Source organism: Massilia sp. KIM (assembly GCF_002007115.1).
Taxonomy (GTDB): domain Bacteria; phylum Pseudomonadota; class Gammaproteobacteria; order Burkholderiales; family Burkholderiaceae_D; genus Telluria.
The window spans coordinates 1,852,305-1,865,219 of record NZ_MVAD01000001.1 but is presented as its reverse complement, the minus strand read 5'-3'; the positions used below and the strand labels follow the sequence as shown (position 1 = coordinate 1,865,219).

Below are 12,915 nucleotides of genomic sequence, written 5' to 3'. Positions count from 1 at the left end.
AGGCGCCTGCAGGACGATGCAAACCGCCATCGACAAGATCCGCGAACTGCGCGCCCTCCACGAGGACGGCCTGCTGAGCCGTCACGAGTTCGACCTGCGCAAGAACGCGATCCTGGACGCCGCTTATCCCCCCGATAATCTGGCGGACGACCCGGCGCCGCAGGCGCCCGCACCGGCGCGCCCGGGCACCGAGATCGGCCTGATGGCGGGACAGGAAGTCGGCCCACCCAACCGCCGCTACCGGCTCGAGCGCCTGATCGCCCATGGCGGCATGGGCCAGGTGTGGCAGGCCACCGACCTCGCCACCCACGCCGAGCTGGGACACAGCGCCCAGGTGGCGCTCAAGATCCTGCCGCCGCAGGCGACCCAGGCCGCCAGCCACGCCAAACTCCTGGTGCAGGAAGCCACGCGCGCGCGCAGGCTGGCGCACGAGCACATCGTGCGCGTCTACGAGTGGGCCCAGGATCCGGCCACGGCCAGCTACTTCATCATCATGGAATACCTCGAGGGCGAAGACCTCGACAGCATGCTGGCGCGCGAAGGGCGACTGGCGCTGGAGCGCGTGCTGGCCCTGCTGCGGCCGGTGGCCGACGCCCTGGACTACGCCTGGGAGCGGCACCGCCTGGTGCACCGCGACATCAAGCCCGGCAACGTCTTCGTGACCGCCAAGGGCGAGGTCAAGCTGCTCGACTTCGGCATCGCCGCGCGCGCCCGCGCCACCGGCGGCATGGCGCCGCTCGACGCGCCCCGGATGTCGGGCACCGCCGGCTACCGCGCGCCCGAAGTGGCCGACGCCGAGCGCCAGCCCGGCCCCGCGCTCGACGTCTACGCGGTGTCGGCCATGGTCTACCAGTTGCTGGAGGGTGAGCTGCCGCCGGCCGGCGCCGCGCCCGCACCCGGCGCGCTGCGCCCGCGCCAGTGGGCCGCGCTGCAGGCCGGCCTGGCGCGCGATCCGGCCGCCCGCCCGGCCACGGTGCGCGCGCTGCTGGAGCTGATCGAGCAGGGCGCGGGACCGACGCCCGAGGAAGAAGCGGCGCGCGAGGCGGTGCGCCGCGCGGCCGAGGAACAGGCCGCGCGCGAGCTGGCCGCACGGCGCGAGGCGCAAGCCCAGGCGGCGGCCGCGGCCCAGGCCCTGATCGAACGCCAGCGCCGCGAACAGCTGCGCGAGCAGCAGCGGCGCGAGCGCGCCGCCGCCGAGGAGGCCCGCGCCGCGCGCAAGGAGACCCTGCGCCAGCAGCTGCTGGCCCGGCGCGACGAGGAGGCGGCCAAGGCCAGGGCGGCGCAGGAGGAAGCCCAGCGCAAGGCGGCCCAGGCCAAGGCGGCCGCCGCCTACCTGGCCGAGCAGAAGCGCGTGCGCGAGGAGCAGGCCGCGCGCGCCGCCGCAGAACTCGAGGTGATGCTGCCGACGCCATCGAGCCCGGTGGCCGACCAGAACGGCGTGCTGCGCGACGCCTTCCTGGACGGCGCCGGCCAGGGCCCGGCCCTGGTCCTGATTCCGACCGGGCGTTTCCAGATGGGCTCCCCGGAGCACGAGCGCCGCATCGCGATGGCGGCCGGCGCGCAAAAGAACTGGCTGGCGCGCGAGACGCCCCAGCACTGGGTCGGCATCGAGCGCCCCTTCGCCATGGGCCGCTACCCGGTCACGGTGGGCGAGTGGCGCGCCTTCGTGCTGGCCACCGGCTGGCAGCCGGGCGGGGAAGTCGACTGGGCGGCCCCGGGCTTCCCGCAAACCGACGAGCATCCGGTGGTGGGCGTGACCTGGTTCGACGCCCTCAGGTACGTGCAATGGCTGAGCGAGGCCACCGGCAAGCGCTATCGGCTGCCCAGCGAGGCGGAATGGGAATACGCCTGCCGCGCCGGGACCCACACCGCCTTCAGCTTCGGCGACACGATCTCGACCGAGCAGGCCAACTACGACGGCACCTTCACCTACAACGGCGGTCCGCGCGGCGAATACCGGCGCGGCACCACGCCGGCCGGCATGTTCCCGCCCAACCCCTGGGGCCTGTACGACATGCACGGCAACGTGTGGGAATGGGTTCAGGACGTGGTGCACGAGAACTACGAAGGCGCGCCGCTGGACGGCAGCGCCTGGGAACTGGGCGGCGACCAGGCAAGGCGCATCCTGCGCGGCGGCTCCTGGCTGTACAACCCGCGCTACCTGCGCTCGGCGCTGCGCAACGGATTCTCGGCGGCGCTGTCGAACGACATCGTGGGCTTGCGGGTCGTGCGCGAGCTGATGTGACCGAATTCGAGGCTTCCCAATGGCAGGGAGACCACGACGCCGTTCTGGGGTAGAGTAAGGCATCGACTTTTTCTCCATGGGATCCGAGATGGCCATCGCACACCTGTTCAAATCGCACGACAAAGACCTCGGCGGCGGCTTCACCGTGCGGCGCATCCTGCCCGCGGCCGCGCGCCAGTCGGTTGGTCCCTTCCTGTTCTTCGACCACATGGGGCCGGTGGAGGCCCAGCCGGGCTCGCGCCACGACGTGCGCCCGCATCCGCATATCGGCCTGGCCACCGTGACCTACCTGTTCGAGGGCGCGATCATGCACCGCGACAGCCTGGGCACCGAGCAGCGCATCGAGCCGGGCGCGATCAACTGGATGACCGCGGGCAGCGGCATCGCCCACTCCGAGCGCACCCCCGAGGACCTGCTGGACAAGCCGCGCCGCACCCACGGCCTGCAGCTATGGGCCGCGCTGCCGCGCGAGCACGAGGAAGTGCCGCCCTCGTTCAGCCATACCCCGGCCGACCAGATCCCCGAGATCGGATTCGAAGGCGGCAAGGTCAGGGTGCTGGTGGGGAGCGCCTTCGGCCATACCTCGCCGGTGCCGACCTTCAGCCAGACCCTCTACCTCGACGTGCACCTCGCCCCCGGCGCATCGATCGAACTCGACCGCCTGCCGGAAGAGGCCGCGTTCTACGCGCCCTTCGGCAGCATCGAGATCGACGGCGAGCCGGTGGGACACAACACCATGGCCATGGTGGAGCCCGGCGCAGCGGTCCGGGTCAGCTCGGCCGAAGGCGCGCGCTTCGTGGTGATCGGTGGCGAGCCGCTCGACGGCCGCCGCTTCATCTTCTGGAATTTCGTGTCGACCAGCCGCGAGCGCATCGAGCAGGCGGCGCGTGATTGGGAGGCCGAGCGCTTCGTGGCGGTGCCCAACGACAGCGAACGCATTCCGCTGCCGCAATGGCCGCCGGCTTGGCGCAGGGATTGAGCGGTGTAAGCGGTTAACAACGCCGCGCTGTTTGCCAGCATGGGCAAGCCGCACTAGAATCGGGTAAACGATTACTAGGAGGCTTGCCCATGGCGTCGAGACTGATTGCCCACACGGTGGCGTCCGCGTTCGCATTCGCGTTCGCATTCGCATTCGCGCTGGCTGGACAGGGCGCAGCCTGGGCCTGCCCCACGCCGCCGCCGGCGGTGCGCGACATCGACGCCAACCGCTACTACACGGACGATCGGAGCTCGATCGTCGACCCCGTGCTCAAGGCGCGCAACGAGGCGGCCGTCAAGCCGGTCAACGACTATCTCGACGTGGTGGCGCGCGCGGCCAACCGCTTCCAGGTCGGAGGCGGGCAGGAGGACGCCCGCTGCGCGCTGGCCTGGCTCCAAGCCTGGGCGCGCCAGGATGCGCTGCTCGGCAGGATGAGCAGCAACCAGTCCTACTACACCCGCAAATGGACCCTGGGCGGACTGGCGCTGAACTACGCGCGCGTGCAGGCCGCGGCCCCGGCTGCGCAGCGCGCGGCGATCGAGGCCTGGTTCAAGCGCCTGGCCGATGCGACCATGGCGCATGCCGACGCCGGCAAGGGTATCCGCAACAACCACTACTACTGGGAAGGCCTGGCGGTGACGGCGGTCGGCGCGGTCACGCGCGATGCGCGCTATACCGACTGGGGACGCAAGGTGTTCGAGCATGCGATGGGACAGATCCAGCCGGACGGCTCGCTGCCCCACGAGATGGCGCGCGCGTCCAAGGCCCTGCATTACCACCTGTACGCGGCGGCCCCGCTGGTGATGATGGCCTCGATCCTGGACCGGCGCGATCCGGCGCTGGATCGCCTGGTGCGTTTCGCGGTGGACGGCGTGGCCGACCCCACGCCCTTCGAGCGCATGAGCGGCGTGGCCCAGGAACGGCCGGCGCGGGCGCCGGGCTGGATCGCCATCTACGAGCGTCACGCGGACAAGCCGCTGTCCGCCGCGCCTCCGCCACCGAACAACTGGGACGCGCGCATGGGCGGCGATCGCAATCTCCCGAATCCCCTCGAGCACCCGCGCGCCGGCTGACGGCTGGACGAAAAAACGCGCCCGGTCCGGCGCATGAAGGGAGGAGCGGGCGCGAAGAGACGAACTGTCGCCGTCCGGTCTACTGGTAGCGCATGGTCCAGCTGATCGTGAGCGGCTGGCGCATGGCGAAGGGGCCGCTGGTGCAGCTCACCACCGTGTTCATCTGGCCGTAGGGCGCGCGCCACGCCTCGCTGCCGGCCGCCGGCTCGGCCTTGCACGAGGCCATGCCATGCACCCGGAAGGACTGGACCGCGCCTTGCTTGAAGCGCACGGTATTTCCCTCGACCGTGGCGCCCTGCGAGAAGGAACCGAATTCGAGGCTGAGTTTCGCGACCTCGAGCGGCGCGCTGGCCAGGTAGCGGTCGGTGCGCGTGATCGCGCCGGGCTGCAGCAGGTATTCGGTCTCGACGCGGATGCGTGCGTCGGGCGCCGGCGTCCGGCCGCCGAGTTTCGTCAGCGCGTCCTGGCGGTAGCTCAGCACCTGGCCGGCCCCGCGCGCCTGGGACTGGATGTCCTTCATGAAGGCGGTGGCGATCAGTTCGCTGCCATCGGCCAGCGTGAACTTCGGCAGCAACTGGGGATGGGCGGGGCCGCTGTCGGCCACGCCCGCCACCACGCCGTGGGCAAAGGGCAGCGGATAGTAGGGGCTGTTGGCATGCTGGCCCTGGCCGCCGTTGATGATCGAGAGGCTGAACACGTGTCCCTTGTCGCGCCAGATCGCCAGCGCGCGATCGTGCTCGCCGCGCGCGAAGCGGGTCAGCGAGAACTTCGGCCGGCTGCGCTCCAGCCAGGCCGCCAGATCCTGGCGCGGCGCGGCGTCCTTCATGCCGGCCTTGTTCCACATCTCGTTGGTGGCGATGAGCTGGTGCAGCAAAGAGAAGTTCTCGCCCAGGATGCGGTGCTTGCCGCGATAGGCGTCGGTGCGGCGGCCCCCGTTCCACATGTCGACCGAACGCAGCTCCGGGTTGTACCAGAAGCGCATGTAGCGCTCGGCGATGCGGGCCGAGTAGGCATAGGCGTATTCCTTCTCCTCCGGCGACAGCACTCCGAGGTAGGCGGCGGTCGAGAGGATTTCGAGCATCGCGGTTTCGCCATAGGGGCCGAGGCTGCGGCCCATGGTGAAGCCGGTGCCCTCGGCGGTGGCGCTGTTGAGGGCGACTTCCGCCGACTTGCGCAGCAGGGCCTTGAGTTCGGGCGTCACGCTCAAGCCGGTTTCGATGAAGCGCTCGCAGATCTCGGCCGCCAGCAGGATGCTGTACCGGTCGAAGCGGCCTTCGCCGTCGGTCTCGTCGCTGAAGCCGTACTCGCCCGAGTACTTTGCGTAGTGCTTGAGCATCTTGTCGAGCAGGACCTCGCTGCCGCTGCCGTCCTCCCAGCCCATCAGCATGCGCAGGCGCGCGATGCTGAAGGCGACGCCGTAGTAGTTGGTCGGCAGGTCGATCAGCTCGTAGCTGGGCAGGCGCACGAAGCTGCGCCAGTCGAGGCGCTTGCGCAAGGTCTCCAGGGTCGCCGGGCGCACCGCGCGCTCCAGCAGGCCGGCCTGCTTGAGGCGGTGCAGGGCGCCGATGTAGTAGTAGATGCCCCAGGTGTCGTTGTCCATGCCGATGGTGAGCTCGGCGAGGTCCGCATAGTCGCGCAGCATGCCCGGCAGGCGCGGATCCTCGGGCGGCAGGTGCAGCAGCAGGTCGGCCAGGCCGGTGGCGATTTTCCCGGGCAGGAACTTGTCCTTGCTCTTGAAGGCCTGGCGGCCGTCGATCGTCAGGTTCTCCCTTTCCTTGACCAGCTTCTGGAAAAAGTAGTCGAGCTGCGGATAGGCTTGCTCGACGCTGCGCTGCAATGGGGGCGTGGCGTGGGCCGGCGCGGCCAGCAGCGCGCTCGCCGCCAGGTAGGGAAGGGCGTGACGCATGAAGTCTCCGGTTTTGTTAAACGTTTTCCTAAAGCATAGGGGAAGTATTCCGGAATGTAAAGCGCAGCTGTGGCGCCGCGCGGGGCGCCGGGGCGGAGGCTGTCTAGCTGGAGCGCGCCAGGGTCGAGGCGCGCAGGATCAGCTGGGGAGCGATCTTGGTGAGTTTTTCCACCGGCTCGCCGCGGATCACCGCCAGCAGCTTTTCCATCGCGCTGGCGCCCATGCGTTCGCTCTGCAGGTCGACGGTGGTCAGGCCGGGCGTGACGTACTTGCCGTAGGCGATATTGTCGAAGCCGACCACGGAGAGGTCGCGCGGAATCGAGACGCCCAGGTTGGCCGCCTCCTTCATGAAGCCGAGCGCCATCAGGTCGTTGTAGCAGATGACCGCGTCCGGGCGGTCCGCCCCCAGCACGATGCTGGAGCACAGGCGTTCGCCCTCTCCCAGCGAGGGGCTTTCGCCATCGAAGATGCGCAATTCCAGCCCGGCCGCGTCCAGGCATTCGCGGATCCCGCCCAGGCGCTCCTCGTCGCGGCGCGATTTCGAGAAGCCCAGGTAGGCGATGCGCCGGTGCCCCAGCATGCGCAGATGCTGGGCCAGCATGAAGGCGCCGCCATGGTCGTCGCTGGCCACGGTCGGCAAGGGCAGTTCGGCCAGGGAGCCGAAGAACACCAGCGGCTTGTCGATCTCCGCCATCCAGCCCATCTCGTGTTCGCGCATGCGCGAGAACACGATCATGCCATCCACCCGGCGGCTCAGTTCTTCCAGCACGCGCCGCTCGCGGCTGGGCGTCTCCTCGGTGTCGACCAGCAGCACCGAATAGCCCTGGTCGTGCGCGACCCGGTTGGCGCCCTTGAGGATGCTGGAGAAGTGCGGGTTGGTGATGTCCAGCACCGACAGGCCGATGGTGTTGGTGCGGCCGGTGATCATGGACTTGGCCAGCGGATTCGACCTGTAGCCCAGGCTGGCGATGGCCGCGTCCAGGGCCGCTTCGACCTTGGGCGAGAAACGCTGGGCCCCGTTGATGTACTTGGACACCGTGGCGGTGGACACCTGGGCGGCGGCGGCGACATCGCGGATGGTCGGGGCAGGGTTCTTCATGGTCGGTTAATCGTTACTCGAATGAACATCTTAACATGCGTGGTTGACGCGGCAACAGGTTCGGATATATGCTGGTTAAACGTTTAACCCCATCTGGAGACAGCCCATGAACGACGCGACCGCGCGCAAGCCCTTCCAACGATTGCTCCTGACCGGCGCCGGCGGCGGCCTCGGCACCATGCTGCGCGAGCGCATCAAGCCCTGGGCCGAGGTGCTGCGCCTGAGCGATGTGCGCGCCATTCCGGCGGCGGGGCCGGGCGAGGAGGTCGTCCAGTGCGATCTGGCGGACCGCGACGCCGTGCTGGCGCTGCTCGAGGGTGTGGACGCCGTGCTGCATTTCGGCGGCGTCTCGGTCGAGGACAAGTTCGAGCCCATCATGCAGGCCAATATCCTCGGGCTGCACCACTTGTACGAGGCGGTGTACAAGCAGGGCGTCAAGCGGGTGATCTACGCCAGCTCCAGCCACGTGGTCGGCTATTACCGCACGACCGAGGTGATCGACGCCAGGGCGCCGCTGCGTCCGGACGGGCTGTATGGCGTGTCGAAGTGCTTCGGCGAGGCGCTCTCGCGCTACTACTACGACCGCTTCGGGATCGAGACCGTGTGCCTGCGCATCGGCTCTTCCTTCGCCGAGCCGCGCACGGCGCGCATGATGGTGACCTACCTGGCCTACGACGACCTGGTGGAGCTGATCCGCTGCGCGCTGTTCGCGCCGCGCGTGGGGCATACGATCACTTTCGGCACCTCCGACAACGCGGTGCGCTGGTGGGACAACCGCGAGGCGGCGCACCTGGGCTATGTGCCCAAGCACAGTTCGCGCGAGTTCGCGGAGCGCTTCCCGCAGACCGGGGCGTGGCCGGCGCCGGAAGATGCGACGGCGACCTTCCAGGGCGGGCCCTTCGTGACGGCGGGGCCGATGTACGAGGATTGAGCGGAGCATTTTTCGCTGAGGGGGCGGCGTCCTGCGGGACGCCGTTTTTGTTTGTCGTGAGTGCGCCCCAACTGTCGCAAGGCTCGTCGACATACAAGGTCGTTCCCGGCAATTCCGGAAAGGACGTCCTGCGGAGGCGGGGATTCATGTCATGCGTCGTGGTCACCCTTGAAACTTGGGACCCCGCCTTCGCGGGGACGACGGGGTGGCGTTAGCGATACATGTCATGCGCCGTGGTCACATGTAAAACTTGGGTCCCCGCCTTCGCGGGGACGACGGGGTCGCGTTAGCGATACATGTCCTGCGTCGTGGTCACGCGTGAAACTTGGGTCCCCGCCTTCGCGGGGACGACGGGGTGGGGTTAGCGATACATGTCATCCGTCGTGGTCACGCGTAAAACTTGGGTACCCGCCTTCGCGGGGACGACGGGGTGGCGTTAGCGATACATGTCATGCGTCGTGGTCACGCGTGAAACTTGGGTCCCCGCCTTCGCGGGGACGACGGGGTGGCGTTAGCGATACTGCTGGAGCGGCTTAGAACTTCACATCGAGCTTGACGCTGAAGTAGCGGAACACGTCGCGCGGCGGCACCCAGCTGTTGACCGTGATCGCCGGCGAAGTCGGGGTCGGTCCTGCGCGGTAGGAGGGCCCGCTCGCGTTCGCATTGCCGATGTAGAAGCGGTCGAACAGGTTGTTCACGCGGAAGCTCAGGCGATAGCGGTCCTTCTCGTCGCGGATCCCGAAGCCCAGGTCGGCGATCGTGTAGGACTCGTTCACCGAGCGCGGGTCGTTGTTGATGTTGGTCTGGTAGTCGCTCTGGTAGCGCACGTTGCCGTTGATGAAGCCCCAGAAGGGCATGGAGCCGACCCGGAAGTCGTAGTTGCTGCCGATGTTGACCTTCACCTTGGGCGTGCCCGGGAAGATGCCGCCCGACAGGTCCTGCACGCCGGTGGTCGCGCCCTGGCGGATCGGGAAGCAGGCGCGGTTCCAGCCGCCCAGCGAGCCGCCTTCGCCCAGGCCGCCCGCGATCGGCGGGTTGGTGTTGTCCTGGTAGCAGGGGCCGTTTTTCCAGTCCTCGATGGTCGGCCGGGTATAGGCCAGCGAGGCGTTCATCGACCAGTTCGTGGTGAGCAGCATGTTGGCGTCGATCTCGAAACCCTTGGTGCGGATCTTCGGAATCGAGTTGAGCTGGGTATAGATGGTCGGGTCGTTCGGCAGCACGAAGGAGGTGTTCTGCTGGTAGTGCTTGAAGTCGGTCTTGTAGACCGTGGCCGCGACCGACATGCGGTTGTTGAAGAGGTTGCCCTTGGTGCCCAGCTCGTAGGTGCGGGAGGTTTCCGGGTCCACCGGGAAGGCGGCCGAGGCGCGCAGGCCGCTGGTCACGTCATAGGCCTTGCCCTTGTGGCCGGTGGCGGTCATGGCGTACACCATCCATTCGCTGCTCAGCTGCTTCTGGATGCTCAGCTTGCCCGTGGTGGCCCAGTCCTCGTTGCCGCTGCTGGAAAACACGTCCACGCCCACCGGTCCCGGCACGAAGGTCGAGCGGTCCAGCTGGTCGGTGTAGAAGTTGCGCTCGTAATTGAAGCCCGATTCCTCGAGGTTGCGGCGGATGCCGGCCACCAGGGTCCAGGTGGGCGCGAAGTCCCAGGTGGCCTGGCCGAACACGGCCTTGTTCACGTTGTAGATGTCGGTGTAGTAGTTGGTCGGGCTGGAGGGCGAGCTGGCGGTGCAGTTGGCCGGCTTGACGCAGAAGCCGCGGATGAAGTGGCGCTCGATCTCATTGCGCGCCCACCACAGGCCGGCCACGTAGCGCAGGCTGCGGTTGTCCGGCGAGATCAGGCGGAACTCCTGGGTCTTGGTGCGGATGTCGTAGGTGCCGAACTGGTTGTTGCCGACCGTGAGCCGGGTCTCTCCCGGCCGCGCCAGGGTCGGCACGTCGACGAAGTCCTGGTCGCGGTAGTCGTTGGCCTTGTAGCGGCCGTAGGAGGTGATCGACATCAGGATCGCATCGTTCGGCAGCGTGTACGAGAACTTCAGGCCAGCGCCCGAGGTGCGCGAGTTGATCCCGGTCGGAAAGTCGCGCCGCACGTTGCGGTTGCGCGGGTTGTAGGGATCGATCCCGGCCAGGGTGAGCGAGGCGGGCAGCTGCGGGTTGCCGTTCATGTAGGCGGTCGACAGGTCGGCCGGGGTCTGGACCAGGTTGCCCGCGGCCGCCGAGCCCGTGGTGCGGTAGAAGCCGTTCACCGCCGTCACGCCCCGGCTGTTGGTCTGCTCGTTATACTGCGGCATGAAGTCGATGTCCAGGTTGCGGATCGGCGTCCACGAGAACTTGGCCATCATGGTCTTGCCCGAGGAGCCGTTGACCTTCTCGCCGGTGGTGAGGTTGGTGAAGTTGCCCGGCATGTCGCTCTTGTTCACGGCCAGGCGCATGCCGAAGGTCTCGGTGAAACGGCCGCCGACCGAGGCCGCCACGCGCCATTCCTTGTCGTCGCTGTAGTAGGCGCTGCCGCGGTAGATCACCGGGCCGGTGATCGGCTTGGTGACGATGTTGATGGCGCCGGCCACGGCCGACTTGCCGAACAGGGTCGATTGCGGACCCTTCAGCACCTCGATGCGGGCCACGTCGGCCAGGTCGCGGAAGGCCTGGAACTGGACCGCGATCGGGATGTCGTCGATGATCACCGCCACGTCCGACTCGACGCCGATGCCCACCGAGACGGTGCCGATGCCGCGCATGAACAGGGCGTTGTTGGCGGCCGTGGTGCCGGATGCCTGGGTGAGCGAAGGCGTGAGGGCGACCAGGTCCTCGATCTCGCGCACGTTGTTGCGCTGGATTTCGGCTTCGGAAAGCACCGAGATGGCCATCGGCACGTTCTCCAGCTTCTCGACGCGCTTGTTGGCCGTGACCAGCACGGTCTGCAGCCGGTTCGGATCCTGGGCGGTCTCCTGTCCCTCCTGGGCGTGCACGGGCAGGGCCCATTGCGCGACGGCCAGCGCCACCACCGCCGCCACGGGTTTCACGGCGATGTCGAAGCCTTCGATTCTGTTCTTGTCCAACTCTGTCTCCTCCGGTTTCACTGAAAATGGCCAGGCCCGGGTAGCGGCGCGCGGCGGAAGTACACGCCGCGCGGCCGATCCCACGCTCCGGCCGAATCCGTTCTACCTTCCCGGCAGCGTGGCCTTCAGGCGCAGCAGCGCCTCGAGAAAGTAGTAATCCGCATAGTTGATCGGCACGTCGATCTCCGACTTGGCCGGCTTGTGGCCGGTCGCGTGCTTGAGCAGGAAGTTGCCGTTCTCGCCGGGGGCGGCAAGGTAGGCCGGCGAGGACAGGCTGCGCAGCTGGGCGGTCGCGAAATCGCGGTAGGCCCTGGCGCGCTCCGGGTCCGAGAAATTGGCCAGTTCGAGCAGGGCCGAGGCGGTGATGGCGGCCGAGGAACTGTCGCGCGGGGCGTTCGGGATGGCCGGGTCGTCGAAGTCCCAGTAGGGGATCTTGTCGGCCGGCAGGCGCGGATGCTGCATGTAGAAAGCGGCGATGCGCTGCGCCTGCGCCAGGTATTCCGGCTTCTTCGTCTCGCGGTACATCATGGTGAAGCCGTACAGGCCCCAGGACTGGCCGCGCGCCCAGGCCGAGGCGTCGGCATTGCCCTGCACGGTGACGCGGCCGCGGATGGCGCCGGTTTTGGGATCGTAGTCGACCAGGTGGTAGCTCGAGCCGTCCGGACGGAAGTGGTTCTTGAGCGTGGTGTCGGCGTGGGTCAGGGCGACTTCGCGGTAATAGGGTTCGCCGGCCGTGCGCGCGGCCCAGGTCAGCAGCTCCAGGTTCATCATGTTGTCGACGATGACAGGGAACTGCCAGGTGGAGTTGGGCCACAGGTCCCAGGACTGGATGCTGGCGACCTTGGGGTTGAAGCGGGTGACCAGGGTAGTGGCGCCGGCCAGCAGGGCGTCGCGGTAGGACGGGTCCCTGGTCAGCCGGTAGCCGTGGCCGTAGCTGGCGCCGAGCATGAAGCCGAGGTCGTGCTGGGTCTTGTCGAACTTCACGGGCGCCATGCGCGCGGTGTAGTCGACCGCGGCGGCGCGCCACTTGGCGTCGTTGGTCGCCTCGTACAGGTACCACAGCGAGCCGGGGAAGAAGCCGGAAGTCCAGTCGCGCCACGGCACCAGCTTGACCTGGCCGTTCTCGAGGGTGCGCGGGAAGCCGGGTTTGTCCTGGACCTTGGCCAGCATCGCGCCGTACTGGGCGGCGGCCACCTTCAGGTCACGGTCGATCATGTCGGCCAGCGGCTCGTCGGCGGGCGCGGCCTGCGCGGCGCCGCCGGCTAGGGCGAGGCCAAGGCCCAAGCCCAGGCTCAGGTCGCGGATAAACGTTTTCGCAGTGCGGACCGGCAGGGCGTGCGAAAGAATCGGCATGGTGGTGAGTCTCCAATATTTTTCTTGTTGATCAGATCCTAACTACAAGGTCAGGGGCTGTCAACAAATTTAGGAAAACGCTTAACTAAGCGTTGCGCAAGGGTTTCATCGGGTTTATCAGAGGGAGGTGATCGGGATGGCTGGTCCTTTTGAGGTCTGAATGGCAAGGGCGAGCGAAAACGTTTTGCTAACCCTGGGGCCGCAAAACGCCGGGCGAAGAAGCTGCATGGGACTGGAACTGGAAACGTTGCCAAATCTTGGCGAAAATCCTAC

The 12,915-nt window shown here is 67.8% G+C and carries 8 protein-coding genes; 4 read left to right on the top strand and 4 right to left on the bottom strand.

The window, feature by feature from the left end; translation table 11 throughout:
• Window positions 1-16: 16 nt before the first annotated feature.
• The 3 genes from B0920_RS07990 (at window position 17) to B0920_RS07980 (ending at window position 4,297) form a co-directional block, all read left to right on the top strand.
• Window positions 17-2,245, top strand: coding sequence for a bifunctional serine/threonine-protein kinase/formylglycine-generating enzyme family protein (locus B0920_RS07990; protein ID WP_078032000.1), 2,229 nt, complete (start codon window positions 17-19; stop codon window positions 2,243-2,245).
• Between the two features lie 88 nt (window positions 2,246-2,333).
• The gene (locus B0920_RS07985) at window positions 2,334-3,224 is read left to right on the top strand and encodes a pirin family protein (protein ID WP_078031999.1); all 891 of its coding nucleotides are present in this window, start codon (window positions 2,334-2,336) and stop codon (window positions 3,222-3,224) included.
• A gap of 89 nt (window positions 3,225-3,313) precedes the next feature.
• The gene (locus tag B0920_RS07980; RefSeq protein WP_078031998.1) at window positions 3,314-4,297 is read left to right on the top strand and encodes an alginate lyase family protein; all 984 of its coding nucleotides are present in this window, start codon (window positions 3,314-3,316) and stop codon (window positions 4,295-4,297) included.
• Between the two features lie 79 nt (window positions 4,298-4,376).
• Here the strand turns inward: B0920_RS07980 and B0920_RS07975 are convergent, their stop codons facing one another.
• Together B0920_RS07975 and B0920_RS07970 are read right to left on the bottom strand one after the other, a co-directional pair.
• Window positions 4,377-6,203: a hypothetical protein gene (locus B0920_RS07975; RefSeq protein WP_078031997.1), complete on the bottom strand. Its 1,827-nt coding sequence runs from the start codon at window positions 6,201-6,203 to the stop codon at window positions 4,377-4,379.
• Window positions 6,204-6,306: 103 nt separating this feature from the next.
• Window positions 6,307-7,302 (bottom strand): LacI family DNA-binding transcriptional regulator, encoded by a 996-nt coding sequence (locus B0920_RS07970; protein WP_078031996.1) that lies wholly within the window; start codon window positions 7,300-7,302, stop codon window positions 6,307-6,309.
• A gap of 106 nt (window positions 7,303-7,408) precedes the next feature.
• Here B0920_RS07970 and B0920_RS07965 point away from each other — a divergent pair, with 106 nt between their 5' ends.
• Window positions 7,409-8,233 (top strand): NAD(P)-dependent oxidoreductase, encoded by an 825-nt coding sequence (locus B0920_RS07965; protein ID WP_078031995.1) that lies wholly within the window; start codon window positions 7,409-7,411, stop codon window positions 8,231-8,233.
• A gap of 533 nt (window positions 8,234-8,766) precedes the next feature.
• Here B0920_RS07965 and B0920_RS07960 read toward each other — a convergent pair.
• The gene (locus B0920_RS07960) at window positions 8,767-11,289 is read right to left on the bottom strand and encodes a TonB-dependent receptor (RefSeq protein WP_078031994.1); all 2,523 of its coding nucleotides are present in this window, start codon (window positions 11,287-11,289) and stop codon (window positions 8,767-8,769) included.
• Window positions 11,290-11,391: 102 nt separating this feature from the next.
• Window positions 11,392-12,642 carry a glycoside hydrolase family 88 protein gene (locus B0920_RS07955; protein WP_078031993.1) on the bottom strand — a complete coding sequence of 417 codons (1,251 nt, stop codon included), beginning with the start codon at window positions 12,640-12,642 and terminating at the stop codon, window positions 11,392-11,394.
• Between the last annotated feature and the right edge of the window lie 273 nt (window positions 12,643-12,915).

Excerpts from the sequence above, each read along its gene's own strand:
- B0920_RS07970 (WP_078031996.1), bottom strand. The coding sequence starts at position 7,302 with ATGAAGAACCCTGCCCCGACCATCCGCGATGTCGCCGCCGCCGCCCAG.
- B0920_RS07955 (WP_078031993.1), bottom strand. The coding sequence starts at position 12,642 with ATGCCGATTCTTTCGCACGCCCTGCCGGTCCGCACTGCGAAAACGTTT.
- B0920_RS07965 (WP_078031995.1), top strand. The coding sequence starts at position 7,409 with ATGAACGACGCGACCGCGCGCAAGCCCTTCCAACGATTGCTCCTGACC.
- B0920_RS07990 (WP_078032000.1), top strand. The coding sequence starts at position 17 with ATGCAAACCGCCATCGACAAGATCCGCGAACTGCGCGCCCTCCACGAG.
- B0920_RS07980 (WP_078031998.1), top strand. The coding sequence starts at position 3,314 with ATGGCGTCGAGACTGATTGCCCACACGGTGGCGTCCGCGTTCGCATTC.
- B0920_RS07975 (WP_078031997.1), bottom strand. The coding sequence starts at position 6,203 with ATGCGTCACGCCCTTCCCTACCTGGCGGCGAGCGCGCTGCTGGCCGCG.
- B0920_RS07985 (WP_078031999.1), top strand. The coding sequence starts at position 2,334 with ATGGCCATCGCACACCTGTTCAAATCGCACGACAAAGACCTCGGCGGC.